This window comes from Tenuifilum sp. (assembly GCF_037481895.1).
Taxonomy (GTDB): Bacteria; Bacteroidota; Bacteroidia; order Bacteroidales; family Tenuifilaceae; genus Tenuifilum; species Tenuifilum osseticum.
The window spans coordinates 100,749-121,866 of the sequence record NZ_JBBFKU010000002.1 but is presented as its reverse complement, the minus strand read 5'-3'; the positions used below and the strand labels follow the sequence as shown (position 1 = coordinate 121,866).

Genomic DNA, 21,118 nt, shown 5'->3' with positions numbered 1-21,118 from the left:
GGCATTTTGTTTATTTTCGGCCAAAATCGGCAGGGATTTCGCCCCAGTACTGGGTTTCCCATTTAAGTAAAGGGTTTTTCCATGTGTTTTCCCTTAACCATTTTTCGGCCCGCTCCAGTAGTTCAAAGAGATTCTTATTCCTTTCCGTTTGTATAAGTTTGGTACGTGCTTTCTTTGCCCTAACCCAACTTATGGCAGTCATGGAGTCGGTGTAAATGGGTATTTCGCTATTCAGCTTTTTCAGATGCGCTAACCCATGGACAATGGCAAGGAACTCGCCTATGTTATTGGTGGCATCGGGGAAAGGTCCTTGATGGAAAATCAGCTTGCCGGTTTGGCAATCTACCCCTTGGTATTCCATCTCAAGAGTTGCAGTATTCCAGGCTGCATCAACAGCCAATGAAGGGTATATTGGTTTAGGGGTATTCTCGTTAACATTAAACAGCGCTTCCTGCTCGGGGTTCATGCTATTGTATGCCACGTAACCCATTTCATAAGCACGCTGTGCGGCAAGCATGCTTGGAAATCCTTTATACTTTGCACCCGGGAAACCCTTTATTTGCTTTTGGCACTCCTCCCAACTCCCATAAATGCCAGGTTTTAGCCCCTCCCAAACCACATAGTGTGTATTTTTCTTTGCCATACTTTTAAAGTAATCAGGTGTCAAAGTTATTCAAAATCGGGGTAAAGCAGGTATTTTTTTCGGAGCAGTTTGAACTGCTCAAGCGCTGGCTGCCAGGTGGCTCTAATTTCCGAAGGGGTTAACCCGTTTTCTATTTGCTGGCGCAGCACGCTAGTTCCGGCAAGCTGGTTGAAGAAGTTATTGAAGAACTTATCTTTTTCAGGGTAGTTGTTGTAGGAGTATATTAGCCAATCGAGAATTATCTCGCGGCGGTCCAGAAAGTAGTTTACCGAGTAGTCCCTTAGGTCGATACCGTAAACCGGTTTGCCCTTGTAGGGCGGATTCAAGCTTGCCCCACGTTTCTCAACTGGTATGTACCTAAAACCCTTATCGGGGAAATTTGGGAAGCCAAAAACCTGGAAGGGGTAATCGGTCCCCCGGCCAACGCTTACCACCGTCCCCTCAAACAGCCCAAGCGAAGGGTAAAGCAGAATGGAAAGGTGATTGGGGAGGTTAGGAGAGGGGCGAACGGGTAGGGCAGTGGTCATGCTGTGGGTGTAACCCCTACAGGGTATAACTGTGAGGTTACACTGAATTTTCCCCTTTAACCAACCCTCAGCGTTTATCATTTGGGCAAACTCACCAATGGTCATACCGTGAACCAGGGGTACAGGATGCATTCCCACAAACGAGCGGTAAGCGGTGTCCAGTACTGGCCCATCAACGTAAAAACCGTTAGGGTTTGGCCTATCGAGTATAATCAACGGCTTGTTATTTTCCGCGCAGGCCTCCATTACGTAATGCATGGTTGAGATGTAGGTGTAAAACCTGACTCCAACATCCTGCAAATCAAAAATTACAACATCAACATCGCTCAGGTCGGCCGGTTTGGGTTTTTTACTTCCGCCATACAGCGAAATTACAGGTAAACCTGTAACCTTATCGGTATAGTTTCCAATAAGCTCGCCAGCCTCAATATCGCCCCGAAAACCATGCTCCGGGCTAAATATTTTTTTTACGGTTACACCAGCTGAAAGCAGAGTATCGACCAGATGCTTTGAACCAACCAGCGTGGTATGGTTGGCCACAACAGCTACCCGTTTACCCTGAACCAACGGAAGGTAGTTGCTCATCAATCGAGCACCGGGCAAAATTTCCTGTGCCCTTGCGGTTATCAGAAATACTGAAACCGAAAAGGTTAATACTATTTTACCAAACCTCATACCTTCCTTTTGCAAAATATGCGCCAATTATGGTTTTGCTAAGGTAGAAAATAATTTATACAGAAAAAAGAAAGGGGGAGAACCATGCTCTGCAAGAACGACTTTACGGGAGGCTGAGTTTAGCTGAAAAATTAAGAACCGGGAAAGCGGAATTAAGGATAAAAGTTAAAGGATAAAGGATAAAATGGTGAAATATCGCAAAGTGATATTTTTAGATTTCATTGACTTTTACTCTCGTTTTTACAATGATGAATTATCTATTAAAAAATTCAACCCTTTTCTGTAACTTTATCAACTTAAAATAGTCTTATTTAATAATTGAATAACTAAATCTCAATCACTATGAAACAATTTTTCAAGTATGTACTTGCCACAATAGTGGGCATAGTAATCTCATCAATAGTAATCTTTTTGATGTTCCTTGGGATTGTTGGTGCAATTGTTTCCTCGGCCGATAAAAAAGAGGTTAAGATTGAGCCCAACTCAATCCTTTACGTCGATCTAAAACAGGAAATAGTTGACCGCGGTAGCGAAGACCCCTTCAAGGGCTTCGATTTCGCTTCGTTTCAACCCAATAGCCCAATGGGGTTGAACCAAATCCTAAAAGCCATTGCCAATGCCAAGGAGGATTCCAACATCAAGGGTATTCTGCTTGAACTCGACGCCGTTAATGCAGGTGCCGCTACCACCGAGGAAATCCGTAACGCGCTCATCGATTTCAAATCGTCGGGCAAGTTCATCTATGCATACAGCGATACATACAGCCAAAAAGCATACTACCTGGCATCGGTTGCCGATAGTGTTTTCCTTAACCCTGAGGGTATGATTGAGTGGCTTGGCTTGCGAAGCGAGATAATGTTCTTTAAGAAAACCTTGGAAAAGCTAGGTGTTGAGCCACAAATACTCCGACATGGTAAATTCAAAAGCGCCGTTGAGCCATTTATGCTCGATAAGATGAGCCCCGAAAACCGCGAGCAAACATTAACCTACGTTTCATCCATTTGGAACCAATGGGTAAATGGAATTTCCGAAACCCGAGGCATATCTGCCGATAAACTTAACAGCATGGCCAACAACATGGAGATATTCAATGCCAAAAAGGCGCTGGAAAATAAGCTGGTCGATGGTCTAATCTATAAGGATGAGCTTATTGCAACCCTAAAAACCAAACTTGGCATTGAGGAAAAGAAGGATATCAGCAGCATTGAGCTGAAAAAATACTTTAAAGCCCCCGAGGTTGCTAAACGCAAGTTCTCAAAGGATAAAATTGCCGTTATTTATGCAAGTGGCGAAATAGGAATGGGTGAAGGTGGCGACGATAATATCGGTTCCGAGGGTCTTTCGCGAACCATTCGCAAGGCACGCCGCGATAGCTCGATTAAAGCCATAGTTTTCCGTATCAACTCTCCCGGCGGTAGTGCGTTGGCCTCGGAGGTTATATGGCGCGAGGTTGATTTAGCCGCAAAGGTTAAGCCTGTTATTGTTTCCATGGGCGATGTGGCTGCATCGGGTGGATACTACATTGCAGCCCCTGCTACAACCATTATGGCCAACCCAACCACTATTACAGGTTCAATTGGCGTATTCGGTTTGTTCTTCAACTTGCAAAAAGCGCTCGACAATAAATTGGGCATTACAGTTGATGTGGTTAAAACCAACGACCATGCCGATTTCTTTAGTGTATACCGTCCAATGACCGCTGAAGAAAAGGCAGTAGGCCAAATGTTCATTGAGCAAACCTACCAAACCTTTATTGGTCATGTATCCGCAGGCCGTGGTATTCCTGTAGAACAGGTCGATGCCATTGGACAAGGCAGGGTGTGGAGCGGCGTTAACGCCAAGGATATAAAGCTTGTTGATGAGTTTGGTGGCCTAACCGATGCCATTAAGCTTGCCGCCGAAAAGGCCGGATTGGAAAACTACCGCCTTGTTGAGCTACCAAAACAGAAAAAACTGTTTGAGCAGCTTATGGAAGATATGTCGGCCGAAGCAAAGGCTTGGATGCTAAAGGACGAACTCGGTTTGTCGTTCAAAGCATACAATCGCATTAAGAGTATGCTTAACAATCAAGGCGTTCAGGCTCGTATACCTTACGATATCGAGGTTTACTAATACATTCCCATAACAACTTTTTGCCCCGATTCTAAAAAAATCGGGGCATTTTTTTCCCTTAATCCCAAAAATATGTTTCTTAACATATTTTATGAAACCTACACCTATTAAACTGATATTCTGATTTTTATATACATCCATTCATGGCGGTGAGGGTTGTAAAATTTTTGGGACGAACATTTTGAATTTTAAAAAACTAATTTTGAGAACTGTAAAAACCAAAATCTAAACAAAAATATCTAAGGAGGTCTTATGAGACGTAATGTAGTTATTATCGGAGCAGCCGGAAGAGATTTCCACAACTTCAACACCTTCTTCCGCGATAAAGAGGAGTACAATGTTGTTGCCTTTACCGCTGCTCAAATTCCCGATATCGATGGTCGTAAATACCCTGCTGAGCTAGCCGGGAAACTTTACCCCAATGGAATTCCCATTGAGGCTGAAGAAAATCTTGCTAAGATTATCAAGGAAAAGAACGTTCACGACTGCGTATTTTCCTACAGCGATGTGAACTACCAGCATGTAATGCGCCTTAGCTCAATAGTTAACGCTGCTGGCGCTAACTTCATGTTACTTGGCCCCAATGAAACCATGCTAAAGAGCACCAAGCCAGTTATTGCCGTTGTGGCTACCCGTACTGGTTGCGGCAAGTCGCAAACCTCACGCAAGGTTATTGAGTACCTTATGGGTCTTGGTCTTAAGGTGGTTGCAGTTCGTCACCCTATGCCTTACGGCGATTTGGTTGCCCAAAAAGTACAGCGCTTTGCTACCGTTGACGACCTAAAGAAACACAAATGTACCGTTGAGGAAATGGAGGAGTATGAACCACATGTAGTGCGCGGTAACGTTATCTACGCTGGTGTTGATTACGAGGCCATTCTCCGCGAAGCCGAAAAAGACCCCAGCGGTTGCGATGTTATCCTTTGGGATGGCGGTAACAACGATTTTGCTTTCTTCAAACCCGACCTTACCATCACCGTGGTTGACCCACACCGTGCCGGTAACGAGATTAGCTACTATCCCGGTGAGGTTAACCTTCGCCTGGCCGATGTTGTTGTTATCAACAAGATGGATTCAGCTTCGCCCGAGGGTATTCAGATTGTTCGTGAGAACATTCGCAAAACCAACCCCAAAGCCATTGTGGTTGACGGTGCTTCGCCCATCAAGGTTGACAAGCCCGAACTTATTGATGGTAAGCGTTGCCTAATTGTTGAGGACGGCCCAACCTTAACCCACGGTGAAATGAAAATTGGTGCTGGTACCATTGCTGCCCGCAAGTTTGGTGCAAGCGAAGAGGTTGATGCTCGTCCTTACCTTGTTGGTAAGCTAAAGGAAACCTACCGTATTTATCCCAACATAGGCCGTGTTCTTCCTGCTATGGGCTACGGTGAGCAACAGCTCAAGGACCTTGAAGCCACCATCAACAACACCGATTGCGATACCGTTATTATTGGTACCCCAATTGACCTCAGCCGTATTATCAACATCAAGAAACCTACCACCCGTGTATTCTACGATTTGGCTGAGATAGGCTTACCCGACCTTAAGGGTGTTCTTGAGAAATTTGTTAAAACCCACAACCTGAAATAATTCAGGATTACAAGATAGAAAGGGCACCTTACGGTGCCCTTTTTTTTGAGTTGATAGTTGTATTACTGATAGTATAGGATGTTTCGTTTTGGGGATTTAGGAATAGAACACAGATGACACTGATTATGCTAATTCACGCTGTGCAAATCCGTGTAACACATTACATCAATTAAGTTGTTGGTTGACAGTTGAAAGTTGTTCGTGAGGGTATTGTCATGTTGAGCGTTAGCGAAACATCTCCCTTCCATAAAGGGGGGATCCTTCGACAGGCTCAGGATGACAAGCGTTGTAGTTGCTGTTCTACTTCGCTTAACGGCTCACGGCACACGTTTCCCGATTTAACTTGTAATTGAGATTCCTCGACGAGCTCGGAATGACAATAGGTAATAATTAGATTTCGGTTAACGGCTCACGGTTAACGGTTAACGTTTTTCCTGTAGCGCCTTGGTTGATAACAATCCACAAGCAGCCTGAATGTCCTGCCCCCGCGAGGCACGGATTGTGGTAAATATGCCCTTGGCGGTTAGCGAATCGCGAAACTGTATAATGCGCTCGTCGGGTGAGGTGCGGAGCGGTGAATCGGGTATGGGATGGAATCGGATTAGATTTATCCGGCAGTTTATCCCATTAAGCAGTTTCACCAGTTCCTTTACGTGGCGCGGGGTATCGTTTAGCCCATCAAACATTATATACTCAAACGACACCCTGTGGTGGTCGCTAAATCGGTACTTTTTGAGCTCATCAACCACATCGGCTATTGGGTAAACATTCTGGATAGGCATAAGCATCCGGCGCTCACCATCGAACGGAGTATGAAGGCTAATGGCTAAGTGGCAGTTTGACTTTTCAAGGAACTGCTTCATGGCAGGGATAAGACCAATGGTTGAAACCGTAATGCGTTTAGTGCTCCAGCCCATTCCCCACTTTGAGGTAAGAATTTCAAGGCTTTTAAGAACATTCTCAAGGTTATCGAGCGGTTCGCCCATCCCCATGTAGACAATGTTTGTCACATTTTTAAACTCAGGGATGCTGCGCAGCTGGTTTAGTATTTCACCAGCCGAAAGATTTCCCTGAAATCCCTGCTTTGCAGTCATGCAAAACAGGCAACCCATCTTACAGCCCGATTGCGAAGAAACGCAAAGGGTTGCGCGGTCATCATCAGGAATATAGGCAGCCTCAACGAAGCGGTTATTGGCTACCGGAAACAGATACTTTTTGGTACCATCGGCCGATTCCGAAACCCTTTCGGGTTTGGATAACCCTACGGTATACTTTGCTGAAAGCATCTCCCTGGCCTTTTTCGATAGATTGGTCATCTCATCGATACTTTCGGCATGGTGATGGTAAAGCCAATCGGCTATTTGGGATGCCGTAAACGACTGAAGCCCTTCGGCTGTTACTATCGATTTAAGCTCATCGAGCGTTTTTCCGTAAAGTGGAACCATCAGCTAAAAGTATATCTCCGAATTTATATTGCTCACAGGAACGCCTCTCGATATCAGTATATCGCGGGTTTCCACAACCATCTCGGCACTACCGCAAAGGTAGTAGGGCCTATTGACATCCAGGTCGTTCCACTGTTTCACAAAGTCAGTTACGCGCCCCACAAACAGGCATCCGGGCTGGCAACGCGAGCAGCATCGGATGTAGTTTTCGCCAAGCCTACTTATTAGAGTATCGGAGTAGTAAAAGTATTCAGGGTAGGGCGCACCATGTATGAGAGTAACTCCGCTTGCCTTACCCGTAAGCAACATCGACATGAATGGGGCAATTCCTGTTCCTGCTGCAATGAATACGGGCAAAGGCTTGACATGAGTAAAGGTTCCAAATGGTTTGGAAACCATTATGTTTTCGCCTGGTTTTAAGAGCGACAGCATGGGTGTTAGTTTCCCTTCAACCCTTTCAGTATAAAGTATCGATATCAGCTCGTCGTTTTCAGCCGAGGCAATGCTATAATACCGTGGTTCAATTTCCTTGGAAACACCCAAGGCAAGCACTTGACCGGCAATAAAGGGGTAGTTTTTATTAAACTTCAGAATATATGCGCCGGGGGCTACTGCGGTATTCGAAATTACACGCTGTATATCGTAAGGTATTTCGTTCCAGCTTTTCATCAAAATAACTTTTGAACCTAAACATGCTGAGGGCTAAAAAGGTTCGCCTGTATTATCCTTATTTTACATTATTTCCAAAATGATACAGGTAGCCTACGTTTACGCCTTGAAATACTGCTTTTGACTGCTTTGGCATTCCTGTGTAGGTATGCTTTTGCATATCGCCATAACCATATCCAACTCGCCCCTCTGCAAAAAAAGTTCCCCACTTAAAATCGCGGCTTAGGCCAATACCACCAATCAATCCATAATCGATTCGGTTATCGCGTAACGGATTAATGGTTATGTTGCTCATCTGGTATTCACCCGATGAGTTATCGCCCTCGCGCGCCTGAACCAGGTATGCAATATAGGGTCCGGCATTGAAATGAATCATGAAAAGCTTAAGGTTAAACCTAACCTGCATGAAAATGGGGAGTTCAATGTATGTGTTTACGCGTTTGTAAAGCGTATCGCCCAGCTCTGCCAAATCAATAGGCTTACGGTAACCCCTGTTTACCATGTAAAGCTCAGCCTGGAAACCAAAGTATTTCAGGTTAAAGTACTTAAAAACCAGTCCGTAATCGAATCCATCGGCAAAAAGCATACGGGTATTCTGAACGGGCGAGAAAGCAATATCGCTCATGGTGTATCCCCCCTTTACCCCAACATAGGTTTGACTATATGCCGATAGGGCAAAAATGGTAAGTAATACTGTCAGACTTTTTTTTATCATGCTATGCTACTGGTTACTTTTTTAACTTTTCCGTTACCGATTTAACTTTCCCATCAATCCGGCCTAAATCACTTTTCCTGATATCGAGGTTGATGCTCACGTAAACCCTTTCACAATCGGGCTCAAGTAGCTTATAGGCTTTATCAACCACATCGAGGGCCTGCTGAAGGGTAGGGGTTTCAACAATGGTTCCCATGGCCGTTAGCCTGAATTCATAACCCAACCCGCCTATCAACTCAATAATTTTAGCCACGTAGGGGCTAACACTTGCCCCTTTATCGGTTGGAAACATGGCAAAATTCATTAGTACTGACATTGCTTATTCCTGTTTTAATGAGAATTGTAACTCGCTATCCCAGTTTGCCCTGATATTTATAACTCCCTTTGTTTTTTCATCGGTAAAGTAAATAACCCTTTCGGGCTGAATTCGCTTCATGTAGCTACCCGAATCCCATTTCCCGTTACTGTTAGAGTCATCAATAAACCGTAATCTATATTTTCCCGGCTTAACAAAGCTGAATTCTACTATTCCATTCCCCTGAATGGTTCTTGTATCAACAGGTATGCCCTTTTCGCTAAGCAATTCAACCACAGCTGACTTACTAACGCCAGTTAGGTTGATTCTTAGGGTACCATACTTTTCAGGGTCGGCACCAATCATTTCCAGCATTAGGGTATCGTTGGTTTGACCTGTATAGTCTTCAAAAGCACCAGGTAAAATGGTAAGTTTGTACGAAGTATTGGGTTTCCAGTCCTTTTCAAATCTGAAAATCCTTGGGTTCAGGCTATCTACCTTCAATTTAATCTGCTCATCAGCTATGCTGTCGGTGGTATTGAAAATCGATATTTTGGTGTTGTCTGCCTTCCGAATGGGTATAGGAAGCGTGAGTTCAAATGGCACATTCGGTATCACCATTCTGTCAGAGGGCAAAGAGGTACTAACCGTAAAACCTTTCTTTACCTGGACGGCTTCATCTTTCTTACCCTTACGCTTGGACTGTTGAACCTCTTCCTTGTAGTAAAGGAATCGTAATGTATCGGTTTGTGGTTTAAGCCTGTATAACAAGTCAGTTTTTTGGTATTCAAGTATGGCCATAAGGGTATCACGATTGGCTATCTCATCATTTACTATCCAAAGTTTAAGCGTATCGCCATTGTTATCGGGTTCAACTATGTACCAGTTCATTAATTTAAGCCTATCAACAGGTTTCAGGCTAAACCCACCAACAGGTTTTCGAGAAAAGCCTAAGGAGAGTATGTTGCGTTCCGGACGATCGTACCCTGTAACTATTTGGTTGGGGAGCTCCTCCCTGAACAGTCTTATACTGAAACTTTTTGGGGTTTTATCGGATGGGTTTACCTCATTAGAAATAAAACCAATACTTTCGGTGCCCTGGTTATAGAGGTAATTACCATTTTTATCGTCAATAACTACAAGTTTATACTTTATGGGCTTTAGGTTTACCAGTGTGAATTTTCCGTCCTTATCGGTTTTTGCAATATGATTGGGCAGAGTAGTGTAGGGTAGGGTATCGGTAAATGAATCGTAAAGCATTACAAGGGCGTTTTCAACGGGCTCGTTAGAAATTGCGTTCAATACACGTCCTGAAAGGGTAAGGGTATCGATTGTTTGCCCGGTTGAGAATGAGAATATGAAATTTTTAATCGGGTTGCCTTCATTGTTGTCCCTTACTGCATCGGAAAAGTAAAAGGTATATGTGGTATTGGGTTTTAGGGTGTCGGTAAGCTCAAGCTCTAGTTTCTTGCCTTTCTGCTTGGGTTGGGGTTTACTTTTTAGAGGTGGCGATACCAACAGTTTTTGCTGTAACTCCTTGAGCTGAATAAACTCATCAAATTCCAGAACAATTTTTTGTCCGCTAAACCCGGTTGCGTTTAGTTTTGGATTACTATTGACTAAAACCGGGGGAATAGTATCCTTTGGCCCACCGGTTGGCGAAACCACCTTGGCACACCGAGGAAACATAAGTAAAACCAAAACCGAAGCGCCAACTGTAATTAAAATCCTTTTCAAGGCTATACTATTATAGGTTAAACTTCGAGCAAAGTTAACCTAATCTATTGTATCTTTGCGCTGATTAACCTTATTTTTATATTGTTATTGGGTTTAAATCAACCTGTCTGTTTACTTCAAACTTAAAACTGATGAATCTTTTATTTATTATTCTTGGGGTAGTAATCCTTGTATTAGGTGCTACATGGCTTGTTGAGGGCGCATCGAGTATAGCAAAGCGTTTGGGTATATCAGCATTAACCATTGGCCTAACAGTGGTTGCTTTTGGTACCTCGGCTCCGGAATTATCAGTTAACCTTATTTCGGCTATAGAGGGTAATTCCGATATTGCCCTTGGCAATATTTTGGGAAGTAACATTTTCAATACTTTTATGATTCTGGGTTTAGCTGCCCTGGTTAAACCGATTGGTGTACAGCATAGCACCGTAAAGGTTGAAATTCCTTTCTTTTTACTCTCGGCTTTAGTGCTATGGGTGCTCTCAAACGAGGTTTTCCTCGATTCAGCAGAGCTAAATGTAATATCGCGGTCGGCAGGCTTGGTTTTACTTTTACTTTTTTGTGTTTTCATGTACTACAATTTCCTGGTTGGAAAGGAGGATCCAGCCTCAGCCTCGCCCGAAATTGAAACCCGAAAACTTTGGATGTCGGTGCTGATGGTTATTTGGGGGTTAGCATTTCTGGTAGGAGGCGGTAAACTTATTGTGCTTGGGGCTGTTAATATGGCCACAAAACTTGGGGTAAGCCAGTCAATTATAGGTTTAACCATTGTAGCTGCGGGAACATCGCTACCTGAGCTGGCCACCTCGGTTGTGGCTGCATACCGCAACAAACCCGATATTGCCATTGGCAATGTGGTAGGTTCAAACATTTTCAATATATTGCTAATATTGGGCCTTACTGCCGGAATAAACCCCATTAAGTTATACAGTGGTGCAAACCTCGATTTAGCCCTAAACATTGCTGCTGGAATTCTAATGTTAGTCTTTGCAGTTAGTGGCCCAGGTCGTAAGTTCGACCGACGCGAAGGGGTGATTCTTGTGATGGTTTACTTGGCATATCTTGCTTATCAAATTTTCAATGCCTAACTCATTATGAATCAGCAAGCCAAAGAGCATATACTGCATTTCTGGACCCGCAACCTTGTGGAAAAGCCTGGTGCGTTTTCGTTCAATCTTTTTCTCTTTTTATCTTTTGGTATTCTATACTCATTCCGGGTTTTACGATCGCCTTTTATTCTTTTGGTTTTCGGAATTATTACCCCTGTTATTCTTACCATTTGCCTTTACCACATGTCCGGGGTTAGCCTACAGCACTTGCTGCCAAAAGTTTTTCATAAAAAAACAAGCAGGGTTTTCCTGGCCCTGCTCGATTGTTCTATTATTACCCTTCTAGGTATTCTCATTTACCGAGGTATACTCAACTTTTTTTTCTTTAGGTTTTTACAAACCGTTATGCTTCCAATACTTTACCTAATAATGCTCCGGGTTTTACTATTATCGGAACACAACTAGTTATCGGAGTACTGGTATTTGAACCGTTTAATGCTCTTTTTGGGAGTTTTCTCAAACTCCTGGTTGTGAACCACAAGCTTGGCTATTTGGCTATACTGGGGTAGATGCTTGTTTACCTCAAGGCGATGGTGTTCAAGAACTGGTTCCAGCATTTCGGGGTCAATACCTTGCTGCTGAACCGACTCGTAATCGGGGTAAATCAACCCAATAAGTTTACCCTTTTGCTCTATCACAAGCGATTCCTGAACAAAAGGAATATTATTAAGCCGTGCCTCAATCTCCTCGGGGTAAATATTTTGACCACTTGGGCCAAGTATCATGCTTTTACTTCGGCCTTTTATGTATATAAAACCTTTACTGTCGTATACCCCCAAATCGCCAGTGTGTAACCAGCCATTGTCCAATGCCTTTTGGGTGGCTTCGGGGTTTTTGTAGTAGCCCATCATTACGTTCTCACCCCTTACCAGTATTTCGCCAACCTCGCTGTATGGGTCCGATGAATCTATTTTCATCTCAAGGTAGTTTATCACCTTGCCGCACGAGCCCATGGGATTGGTACGCCACCCCGAATACGAAATAAGCGGGCCGCATTCTGTCATCCCATACCCAACTGTATACTTGAATTTAATACGACGTAGGAAGCGTTCTACATCGGGGTTTAGCGCTGCACCACCTATTACTATCTCATGAAAATTGCCACCAAATGCATTTGATAGTTTCTCGTTAATCTTCTTAAATATTACCTTATTTAGCAATGGAATGTTGAGTAAAACCTTCATGGCGGGCGTTTCAATCTTAGGCTGTACTTGTTTCTTGAAAATCTTTTCTATTACCAGGGGCACAGTCAGCACTAAGCGTGGGCGAACCTTGGCAAATGCCTCAAGAATTATAGGGGGCGACGGGATTTTGGTTAAAAACGTAATATGGCACCCCATGGCAAATGGGAATAGAAATTCAAAAGCACATCCAAATGCGTGTGCCAGCGGTAAAAACGATACAATTTGATCGCCCTTTACCAGGTGCATGTTATTTCGGGCATAATCGGTATTGGCTGCCAGACTGTTAAGTGGCAGCATTACTCCCTTTGAGAATCCAGTTGTCCCCGATGTGTAGCTGATAACCCCAAGCTCACTGTTTGGTACTTCGGGATAGTTAACCTTGTCGGGGGTGAGACTTTTCATCTCATCGGTAATTGAGGATTTTGCAGCCTCAAATAGCCTTCGGCTTTCCTCATCATTTGAAACAAGGAGGTTAAACCCTGAAATGCTGAATATTGCTTTTAGGTTGGGCATTTCGGCTTGGTTCAGGCCGCCCCAAACCATATCGCCTGCAAAAAGAAGCACAGAATCGGAATGGTTTACAATGTTGTGTATCTCGGTTGGCGAAAAATCCGGTAGTATTGGCACAATAACAGCCCCATATGATATTACGGAAAGATACACTATGCCCCACTCAGCATTATTCCTTCCCACAAGGGCAACCTTATCGCCAGTTTTTACACCCCATATTTGATATAGTTTATGGAGATAGTGTATTTTTCGGGCTACATCGGCATAGGTAAAGGTTTCCCCTTTAAAATCCGATAGCGAGTTGAGTTCCCAGTGTTTCCTAATGGGTTTCTCAACAAACTCCTTTACATAGTTGTACTTAACCATATATGTTGTTTTTACCATGCATCCCCGCAAATATCAGCATTCAATTGTTGAAAATCAACATTTTGCCATTGTTTTATGGTTTAATAAACCCGCAAACGTTTTCGGAAAGATGTTTTTTTTATTTTCTCTACATTTACTTCCCTCACATTCTACCATTCCAGCTCATTCCGACTTTTATTCACGCTTTTACATTTAACGGTTCACATTTAACGGTTACGTTTAAATATTCTTGATTCGTCTTCCTCTAACTTCTTCTAACTCCATCATATTCACATGTTTAACTTTTAACGATTAACGGTTCACGATTCATATTCCTCTAACTTCTTCTAACTTCTTTATATTACTACTCATTCCGACTTTTATTCACGCTTTTACTTTTAACGGTTAACTTTTAACGGTTACGTTTAACGATTCATGATTCGTCTTCCTCTAACTTCCTCTAACTTCTTCATATTACTACTCATTCTAACTTTATTCACGCGCTTAACGGCTCACGTTTAACGTTTAACGGACTATAACTCCCTCATATTCCTTCCACTCCGACTCATCCCGAATTAACCCCTTAAGTCATTGCACTTGGGATAATTTTTGATAACTTTCGGAGCCGATAATCTTACTTTATGAGCACTAATCGTTTTGCGGTTATTGTTGCCGGTGGCTCGGGTCAACGAATGGGTTCCGAAACCCCCAAGCAGTTCCTGATCCTGAACGGCAAGCCCATTCTAATGCATACCATTGAGCTTTTTTTGTCCCTTCCCCAAAAACCCGGTATTGTGCTTGTTCTCCCCAAAAACCAGATGGAGCGATGGAAAAACCTTTGCGTTGAGTATAATTTTACCGCAAATTTAACCCTTACTGCCGGGGGTGAAACTCGCTTTCAGTCGGTTAAAAATGGTCTTTCCCTAATCCCTTTAAACAACTCCCTTGTCGCCATTCACGATGGCGTTCGGCCACTTGTTTCCAAACAGGTTATTGAGGAATGCTATGCAACTGCAGCTCAAAAAGGTATCGCAATTCCCGTAATCAAACCCGTTGAATCGGTACGCCTGGTTGAGGGCAGTACCTCTAAAGCATTTGACCGCAACAGCGTTTTGCTTGTGCAAACCCCTCAGGTTTTTAAATCGGAGCTGATTAAGGAATGCTATAACGTTCCTGAGCAACCCTACTTTACCGACGATGCCTCAGTAGTAGAATCGCAGGGATACACCATACATACCGTTGAGGGTAACCGGGAAAACATTAAAATTACAACTCCTTTCGATTTACAGATTGCTGAAATGCTGATACGTAGTAAACCAATTTAACTGTCATGGCTAATTTCAAACTTGTAGAGGTAAACAGTAAACACACCCGTAACGATTTTCTTGAACTACCGCTTTCGCTTTACAGCGATTATCCAAACTGGATACGCCCGCTTGACATGGATATTGAGAATGTTTTCAACCCCGAGGTTAACAAGCATTTCCGCCATGGCGAGGCTATCCGCTGGGTTTTATACGATAACGGTAAACCGGTTGGCCGAATTGCTGCTTTCTACGATAAAGAGATTGCCAAAAACTCTGAGCAGCCTACGGGTGGCATAGGATTTTTTGAGTGCATCAATAGCCAGGAGGCGGCTAACCTGATGTTCGATACTGCCCGGGAGTGGCTCAAATCAAAAGGCATGGAGGCCATGGATGGCCCCATTAACTTTGGCGACCGCGATCGCTGGTGGGGCCTGCTGGTTGATGGCGATTTCCCGCCCAACTACTGCATGGATTACCACTTGCCATACTACCGCAACCTCTTCGAAAACTATGGATTTAAGGTTTACTTCCACCAGTACACCTACCACCGGTTAGTTAACTCTGAAAATGTTGACCCGGTTGTTTGGGAAAAGGCCGAGCGTATTGCTCGTAACCCTTCGTACACCATTACAACAATATCGAAAAAGAATTTGAAGAAGTTTGCCGAGGATTTCCGCACCATTTATAACAACGCTTGGGGCCGATACACCGGTGTTAAAAAAATTACTGAGGCTCACGCCATGGCTCTAATGAAAACCATGAAGCCTATTATTGACCCCGAGCTCATGTACTTTGCTTACTACGAGGGCGAACCCATTGGATTTTTTATCATGGTACCCGACCTTAATCAGGTTGTAAGGCACCTGAACGGTAAGTTCGATATCCTTTCCAAGTTGTACTTTTTGTACTTACTTAAAGTTAAAAAGGTTTGCACCAAGGCCATTGGCCTGATTTTTGGTATTGTTCCAAAGCACCAGGGAAAGGGAGTTGAGGGTGCGCTGGTAAATGAATTCGCTAAGCGGGCTTTAGCCCCTGGATTCCGTTACACCGAGCTGGAGCTGAACTGGATTGGCGATTTTAACCCCACCATGCGACGCGTGGCCGAACAAATTGGTGCTCGGGTGCGTAAAACACACATAACCTACCGCTACATGTTCGACCCCACCAAGGAGGTTGTCCCTCCCCGTAGGGTCAGCTAGGTAGGTTTGGTGATGGTTGTTAGTAGATAGTAAAAGTTTAAATTTGTTCAACAAGAAAGTAGAAAAAATGGAAACTAAAGAAAATTTTAGGAAATACCTTGATGAGTACATGGTTGATTTTTTCCCAGAAATAAAGGAAAATATGGGAATAGAGTACGAAGACTTTTTGAGGGCAAAAACGGAAATGGCATTTAGATTATATAATGATATGATTGAAAGGGGAGAAATGCCATTAATGGCAGAACTCGGAGCAATAGAAGTTTTAAAAGAGGGATATACTAATTCAAAATACTCATACATTGAGGAAAGGATAAGAGAAATGGATGAAGATTATTATGAAAGATTGGAAAGTGAAGGAACGTTAAAGAAAAAGATAATTGAAATAGTGAAAGCAGGAGAGGGAATATTTGAGAAGTACGGGTTTGAAAAGATTGATTTTGCATATACCGATGAGTTTGAAGATGAAATGATGGAAGTAATTAAATTAAAATTATAGTGTATGAGTTACAATAAAAGACAAGTGTTTGAGGACAACCTTGAAGCAATAAGAACTTACTATGATATTACAGGTAATGAAAGAGAAAAAACGAAAGAAGATATTGAAAAAATTAGTAAATACAAAGGATTTGGAGGTTTAAAGGTTGTGCTATGAATCCAAATGAAATTACATGTTGGTACATTGAGTATCTTCAACTAAAACCAAAAGTGGAAGAACTAAATGAGTTAGTAAAAAAAATATAGAGAGAAAGAATTGATTTTTTAAATATATCTTTTAACCCTTTATCCTTTAACCTTTATCCTTTATCCTTATAACCTTTATCCTTATAACCTTTATCCTTTTCAATTTGAAATCTTAAGTATGAACACCAAATCTATCGCTTTTATCGGTTTGCTTTGGCTATCGGCATTACTTGCCTTTGGCCAGCGCGATATTGAACCAAGGCTGCTTTTCTCCGATACGGCAAGCTTCAACTTCACAGGCGAGTGGCAGTACCTCACAACCGACATCTTTCTGCTAAATGGCGATAAGTTCAGTACGCTCATCAATGAGCTCGATTTTGCAAGGGTTGAACCCAAGAAAAAAAGGCGCAAAAAGCTGGGTGTGGAGGAGGAGCAACTTGAGTACCTCTTTATTACCGCTAGCCTTAAGAACGTAAAGTTTTTTGGCGATAACGATATAACCTACCCCCTCTATAACTTCCAGATTTCACGCGACAAGGATAGCAAGTACCAAACCTTTGTAAGCGATAATATTGATTATGTCCGCATTATCGATAACCTGCCCTTATACTCGGCCCGCGATTACATCGATGCGGAAATACGTGTTCGTGCCATCACCAATAACGACCGCGACCAAATGCTTGCGCTTGTTGCCTCGCAGCTGAAAAACCTTTCAAAGATTACCACTCCAACCGATGCCGTTATGAGCATTATAGGCGAGTTTGGCAATTTTATTGAGGCTAACACCAAGAAAAAGGAGTACCGGTTTAGCTCTACCATCAGGTTGTTTGAGCAGAAGAATTTCGATACCCGCCTACACTCCATAAGGCTTTACTTGCTTTCTACTGCAAACACGCCTGCAGTTGAGTTTTCTGGTGTACCTCTTCGTCAATTCCTCGATACCGTTACAAATGGGCGGGTTAACCGTAACCAGCTGCGGGAGCTTATTGGCATCCGGAGCTACCCTGTAATTGTAGTGGCAAACTACAAATCGTTATACCGCACCGAACAAATTTCGGGCGACGAGGTAACCTTTGCCAATATCGAAAAGCGTAAGCTTAAGGTTGAAAACGACTTCCGCCAGGGACTTATCAATGCCGAAACTTACCGCCAGGAAAAGGATTTACTCAATTTCCTCAACATTTTTGCCCAGCTAAAAAATCACCTCGACATTTACAGCCTAAACTACCGAACCGGGAATAACGATGCCATTTCGGTCAGTCTTTTCCGGGTTATGCAGTACTACCGTCAGCTACAAAAAGCCTACGAGGAGATGAAGTATAAGTATCGGGGCAACAATACTTTTTCAACCGTCTTCAACCGGGAGTATGAATCAATCCTGGGCTTTGCCTCGCTTTACATGGATAACGACCACAACCTAAAATCGACCAAGAACCTTGTTAACACCCTTGTTCGCCTCGAGGCCGATCCCAAAGTACTCAATGCCGACCTGGAAAAATACATTGCCGACCTAAGGTTCTCCGATATCTTTAAGCCGGAGCTGATGAGCCAAAACCTCGAGGGTCAAATCATCGCGAACCACCTCTCAAGGCTGGAGGAGCAACTTTTCAAGGGAACCTTTGAGGCCGAAATTGAAAGGGTTCGGAAAGCCGAGGCAAATCCCAAAAACAAAACCATTACCGATAACCTTCTCTGGCTTGCCAAGTCAACCTCTTGCTCGCTTTGTCGCGAGCGTTCCCTTGGCGCAGTAACGGAGTTCACCCAAAGGCTCGATGCATACTACCTTAAAGTAGAACTCCAACGCTACGACAGCATTGCTACGGCTCTTCAACCATGGGTTTTTAATCGCATTGAGCTCATTCAGCTCATGCAGCAAAACTTTAAGCATTTGTACCCCGATAATGCAAACCTTGAAAGCGCACGTTTCCTGAACGGGAAAATTACTGAGATTGAGCGCGATGTGTTCAACATACGCGATTTTCTAAAAATCGATTTAAGCGGTAAAGACCTGTCCATGGTGAAGAACTTCAACGAGAAGCTGCTTGCCATTCAGCGCCAGGCCGATGCAAACATCGATTTGATTTGCAAGTTGCGTCCGGAGCTCTGCTCCAGGCAGCAAGCAGCCGCTCAAAGCATGAAAAACACTGAGCTGTCGAATCTTTTTACCCGCTCCGATTCCGTGGCGCGCCAAACCGAGGTTTTTTACTCAATATTCCAGTTCCAGCTCAATAGGTTAGCGCGGGTACCTGAAACATCCAAAAACGACGAGCTCCGGATTGAAACCGAAAGGCTGGCCAACCAGCTCGATGAGCTTAAGGTAGCCATCAGCCTGCTCGATGGCAAAAACATAACCCAGGAAACCTACTCCAAGCTTGTAAAGCAGGTAAACCAACAGGTTAAGGATATTAGCGACAAGCTCGTAGCTCTTAACGAGAAGGTAAGCCTTAGCAGTAACCCCTAGCCTGGGCGCAATAAATCAGCCAGAAAAACCACGTGCCCGAGTACAATGCGCAGTGGCTTAGTGTTTGGTTTTTAGTGTTTTCACTATCAACTAACAACTGTCAACCATCAACTACACTTGTCATCCTGAGCGCAGCGAAGGATCACTGACCGCCCAAATGAGATGTTTCGCTTACGCTCAACATGACATTACCCTCACTAACAACCATCAACTGTCAACCATCAACTAAATAAGTCTCACAGGGTTTCATAGTTTAACACGGTGTTACACAGAATAGTATTCACGAACAACGATTCACGAACAACGAGCACCATTCCCAGCCCCGTAGGGGCGAAACATTTGTAACACCAAACCTACCCCCACTAGTATGGCGATGCACGCAATGCATAAGCCAAAAAGCAACACTGAAATGTTGCATCGCAACATAAAATATTGCAAAGAGCTATTCACAAGTTCTTTCTTGTCTTGATACAAGAAAGAACCAAAGAAAATCAAGGCTGAAAAGCCCCACCCATTGTCGGGTCAGGCTTTTATACCGCTGCTTGCTTCTTCCGCTCCTTTCCCTCCCGGGGGAAAGGACTGGGGGTGAGGCCATTTCTCACATTTAACCTAGATGACCCCTCTAAATCTCCCCTGAAAGGGGAGACTTATAATCTGACAAAAGACTTCTTATTGCTACCCCCTCTCCTTTCAGGAGAGGGACGGAGGTGAGGTCGCTTTTACCAGCAACAAACAACTTAAACTGTTAGGTAAAACTTGCAAAAGCCCAAAGACCCTTTGAGGAATTTGTAATTTTTTTTAATTTTGTTTTGAGTGTTACTTTAAAGCGCACATACATCTAAAAATTTAAATATGGCGCAAAAAAGTAGCGCTTTTAAGTTAGTTTTGTGGCATTCTAAAGGCCCTTGAAAGACCAACCAACATTAGTTATTACAGAATTTAAAAAGTATATAAATGCTTGAAAAAGACATTGAGAATTTAATAGCAAGTCATCCAGACGAATTTTTTCCAAACTCGGGTTTTACTCTAATTGGACAGCAAGTCAAGCTAGGAAAGTGCTACGCAGACATACTTTTTCAGGACAAACACAACCGAAAAATTATAGTTGAAGTAAAACGTGGCATTCTTTCTCGTGACGCTGCAGGACAAGTAATAGAGTATTATGGTTTACTAAAAATGGAAAGACCTGACGACATTATTGAGCTCGTTTTATGTGCAAATATTATTCCGCCTGAACGGAAAACATTTCTTGAAAGAATTGGAATTGAGTGCAAGGAGCTTGGAATTAATTTAATAAACCAAATTGCTCAAAAAGTAAATTACCAATTTATAAATGCTCCCAAACAAACGGAAATTATCAGTTCAAATGGTGGCTTACCAGCATCTGAACGGGCGTGGATTTTTCAAGCTAACCCACAACGTTATGATATAATTAATGCTCTTGCTGACGATGAAATTGGACCTTATATGCACTGGTTAGTCAACCAGCACAAAAAAGAAATTGTTAAAGGCGACGCTGGAATAATTTGGCTTTCGGGAAAAGAAGCTGGCATTTATGCAATAACAGAAATTGTAACGGACCCTCAAGTAATGGAAGAGCCAGAAGCCGAAAAAAAATATTGGGCCGACGAAGATGATAAGAAAGGTAAAAAACTACGAGTAAAAATGAAGATTGTAAAGAATTTATTAAACAGACCAATTTTTAAAGAGAGTATTATTCAAACAAATGGACTTCAAATGATGAGTATATTACGTAATCCTCGCGGTACAAATTTTTTAGTAACACCAGAGGAGTGGAACATAATTAAAGACCTTATTAAATAATGAGAGTTTCTCTACACTATATCGCTTGGGACAGAAGGAAGAACGTCCGCAAAATTGTGCCTACAAGAATTTGGCGGTTTCATGGTTAAATGA

General features: G+C 43.0%; 18 protein-coding genes. 10 read left to right on the top strand and 8 right to left on the bottom strand.

Annotated features, from left to right (window positions below):
• Window positions 1-10 precede the first annotated feature (10 nt).
• Window positions 11-643: a ribonuclease H1 domain-containing protein gene (locus WHS63_RS01195; RefSeq protein ID WP_445203537.1), complete on the bottom strand. Its 633-nt coding sequence runs from the start codon at window positions 641-643 to the stop codon at window positions 11-13.
• Between the two features lie 26 nt (window positions 644-669).
• Window positions 670-1,845 (bottom strand): exo-beta-N-acetylmuramidase NamZ family protein, encoded by a 1,176-nt coding sequence (locus WHS63_RS01190; protein ID WP_445203536.1) that lies wholly within the window; start codon window positions 1,843-1,845, stop codon window positions 670-672.
• A 342-nt stretch (window positions 1,846-2,187) separates the two neighbouring features.
• On the opposite strand from WHS63_RS01190, the gene sppA reads away from it, so the two are divergent.
• Both sppA and WHS63_RS01180 read left to right on the top strand, forming a co-directional pair.
• Entirely contained in the window at window positions 2,188-3,957 is a 1,770-nt protein-coding gene (sppA, locus tag WHS63_RS01185) for a signal peptide peptidase SppA (protein WP_445203535.1), read from the top strand.
• Window positions 3,958-4,209: 252 nt separating this feature from the next.
• Window positions 4,210-5,547, top strand: a complete 1,338-nt coding sequence (locus WHS63_RS01180; RefSeq protein ID WP_445203534.1) for a cyclic 2,3-diphosphoglycerate synthase — start codon at window positions 4,210-4,212, stop codon at window positions 5,545-5,547.
• A 422-nt stretch (window positions 5,548-5,969) separates the two neighbouring features.
• Here the strand turns inward: WHS63_RS01180 and rlmN are convergent, their stop codons facing one another.
• The 5 genes from rlmN to WHS63_RS01155 are packed head-to-tail and all read right to left on the bottom strand — an operon-like array spanning window position 5,970 to window position 10,408.
• Window positions 5,970-6,992: a 23S rRNA (adenine(2503)-C(2))-methyltransferase RlmN gene (rlmN, locus tag WHS63_RS01175; RefSeq protein ID WP_445203533.1), complete on the bottom strand. Its 1,023-nt coding sequence runs from the start codon at window positions 6,990-6,992 to the stop codon at window positions 5,970-5,972.
• A 3-nt stretch (window positions 6,993-6,995) separates the two neighbouring features.
• Window positions 6,996-7,661, bottom strand: a complete 666-nt coding sequence (locus WHS63_RS01170; RefSeq protein WP_445203532.1) for a ferredoxin--NADP reductase — start codon at window positions 7,659-7,661, stop codon at window positions 6,996-6,998.
• Between the two features lie 58 nt (window positions 7,662-7,719).
• Window positions 7,720-8,376, bottom strand: coding sequence for a porin family protein (locus WHS63_RS01165; RefSeq protein WP_445203531.1), 657 nt, complete (start codon window positions 8,374-8,376; stop codon window positions 7,720-7,722).
• A gap of 13 nt (window positions 8,377-8,389) precedes the next feature.
• The gene (locus tag WHS63_RS01160) at window positions 8,390-8,692 is read right to left on the bottom strand and encodes a thiamine-binding protein (RefSeq protein WP_369490716.1); all 303 of its coding nucleotides are present in this window, start codon (window positions 8,690-8,692) and stop codon (window positions 8,390-8,392) included.
• A gap of 3 nt (window positions 8,693-8,695) precedes the next feature.
• On the bottom strand, window positions 8,696-10,408 hold the full coding sequence (locus WHS63_RS01155) for an Ig-like domain-containing protein (RefSeq protein ID WP_445203530.1): 1,713 nt from the start codon (window positions 10,406-10,408) through the stop codon (window positions 8,696-8,698).
• A 131-nt stretch (window positions 10,409-10,539) separates the two neighbouring features.
• On the opposite strand from WHS63_RS01155, the gene WHS63_RS01150 reads away from it, so the two are divergent.
• Together WHS63_RS01150 and WHS63_RS01145 are read left to right on the top strand one after the other, a co-directional pair.
• Complete coding sequence (locus tag WHS63_RS01150; protein ID WP_445203529.1) at window positions 10,540-11,493, top strand: calcium/sodium antiporter; 954 nt, start codon at window positions 10,540-10,542, stop codon at window positions 11,491-11,493.
• Window positions 11,494-11,499: 6 nt separating this feature from the next.
• Window positions 11,500-11,919 (top strand): hypothetical protein, encoded by a 420-nt coding sequence (locus WHS63_RS01145; RefSeq protein WP_445203528.1) that lies wholly within the window; start codon window positions 11,500-11,502, stop codon window positions 11,917-11,919.
• Here WHS63_RS01145 and WHS63_RS01140 read toward each other — a convergent pair.
• Entirely contained in the window at window positions 11,916-13,574 is a 1,659-nt protein-coding gene (locus tag WHS63_RS01140; RefSeq protein ID WP_445203527.1) for an AMP-binding protein, read from the bottom strand. The two genes, WHS63_RS01145 and WHS63_RS01140, sit on opposite strands and share 4 nt — an antisense overlap.
• Window positions 13,575-14,194: 620 nt before the next feature.
• Between WHS63_RS01140 and WHS63_RS01135 the strand changes: the two genes are divergently transcribed.
• The 6 genes from WHS63_RS01135 to WHS63_RS01110 all read left to right on the top strand — a co-directional run bounded on the left by WHS63_RS01135 (window position 14,195) and on the right by WHS63_RS01110 (window position 21,025).
• Window positions 14,195-14,878, top strand: coding sequence for a 2-C-methyl-D-erythritol 4-phosphate cytidylyltransferase (locus tag WHS63_RS01135; protein WP_445203526.1), 684 nt, complete (start codon window positions 14,195-14,197; stop codon window positions 14,876-14,878).
• Between the two features lie 5 nt (window positions 14,879-14,883).
• Window positions 14,884-16,059, top strand: a complete 1,176-nt coding sequence (locus tag WHS63_RS01130; protein WP_445198238.1) for a hypothetical protein — start codon at window positions 14,884-14,886, stop codon at window positions 16,057-16,059.
• Window positions 16,060-16,126: 67 nt separating this feature from the next.
• Complete coding sequence (locus WHS63_RS01125; protein ID WP_445198237.1) at window positions 16,127-16,555, top strand: DUF1896 family protein; 429 nt, start codon at window positions 16,127-16,129, stop codon at window positions 16,553-16,555.
• 3 nt (window positions 16,556-16,558) lie between these two features.
• A complete protein-coding gene (locus WHS63_RS01120) occupies window positions 16,559-16,711 on the top strand; it encodes a hypothetical protein (RefSeq protein WP_445198236.1) in 153 nt (50 codons plus the stop codon).
• 207 nt (window positions 16,712-16,918) lie between these two features.
• Window positions 16,919-19,201, top strand: a complete 2,283-nt coding sequence (locus WHS63_RS01115) for a hypothetical protein (RefSeq protein ID WP_445203525.1) — start codon at window positions 16,919-16,921, stop codon at window positions 19,199-19,201.
• A gap of 954 nt (window positions 19,202-20,155) precedes the next feature.
• Window positions 20,156-21,025, top strand: a complete 870-nt coding sequence (locus tag WHS63_RS01110) for an endonuclease NucS domain-containing protein (protein WP_445203524.1) — start codon at window positions 20,156-20,158, stop codon at window positions 21,023-21,025.
• The last annotated feature ends 93 nt before the right edge of the window (window positions 21,026-21,118 follow it).

Bases quoted from the DNA above. Each gene is read 5' to 3' on its own strand.
- WHS63_RS01120 (WP_445198236.1), top strand. From the start codon at position 16,559: ATGAGTTACAATAAAAGACAAGTGTTTGAGGACAACCTTGAAGCAATA.
- WHS63_RS01160 (WP_369490716.1), bottom strand. From the start codon at position 8,692: ATGTCAGTACTAATGAATTTTGCCATGTTTCCAACCGATAAAGGGGCA.
- WHS63_RS01110 (WP_445203524.1), top strand. From the start codon at position 20,156: ATGCTTGAAAAAGACATTGAGAATTTAATAGCAAGTCATCCAGACGAA.
- WHS63_RS01125 (WP_445198237.1), top strand. From the start codon at position 16,127: ATGGAAACTAAAGAAAATTTTAGGAAATACCTTGATGAGTACATGGTT.
- WHS63_RS01150 (WP_445203529.1), top strand. From the start codon at position 10,540: ATGAATCTTTTATTTATTATTCTTGGGGTAGTAATCCTTGTATTAGGT.
- WHS63_RS01145 (WP_445203528.1), top strand. From the start codon at position 11,500: ATGAATCAGCAAGCCAAAGAGCATATACTGCATTTCTGGACCCGCAAC.
- sppA (WP_445203535.1), top strand. From the start codon at position 2,188: ATGAAACAATTTTTCAAGTATGTACTTGCCACAATAGTGGGCATAGTA.
- WHS63_RS01165 (WP_445203531.1), bottom strand. From the start codon at position 8,376: ATGATAAAAAAAAGTCTGACAGTATTACTTACCATTTTTGCCCTATCG.
- WHS63_RS01195 (WP_445203537.1), bottom strand. From the start codon at position 643: ATGGCAAAGAAAAATACACACTATGTGGTTTGGGAGGGGCTAAAACCT.
- WHS63_RS01130 (WP_445198238.1), top strand. From the start codon at position 14,884: ATGGCTAATTTCAAACTTGTAGAGGTAAACAGTAAACACACCCGTAAC.
- WHS63_RS01140 (WP_445203527.1), bottom strand. From the start codon at position 13,574: ATGGTTAAGTACAACTATGTAAAGGAGTTTGTTGAGAAACCCATTAGG.
- WHS63_RS01170 (WP_445203532.1), bottom strand. From the start codon at position 7,661: ATGAAAAGCTGGAACGAAATACCTTACGATATACAGCGTGTAATTTCG.
- rlmN (WP_445203533.1), bottom strand. From the start codon at position 6,992: ATGGTTCCACTTTACGGAAAAACGCTCGATGAGCTTAAATCGATAGTA.
- WHS63_RS01180 (WP_445203534.1), top strand. From the start codon at position 4,210: ATGAGACGTAATGTAGTTATTATCGGAGCAGCCGGAAGAGATTTCCAC.
- WHS63_RS01190 (WP_445203536.1), bottom strand. From the start codon at position 1,845: ATGAGGTTTGGTAAAATAGTATTAACCTTTTCGGTTTCAGTATTTCTG.
- WHS63_RS01135 (WP_445203526.1), top strand. From the start codon at position 14,195: ATGAGCACTAATCGTTTTGCGGTTATTGTTGCCGGTGGCTCGGGTCAA.
- WHS63_RS01115 (WP_445203525.1), top strand. From the start codon at position 16,919: ATGAACACCAAATCTATCGCTTTTATCGGTTTGCTTTGGCTATCGGCA.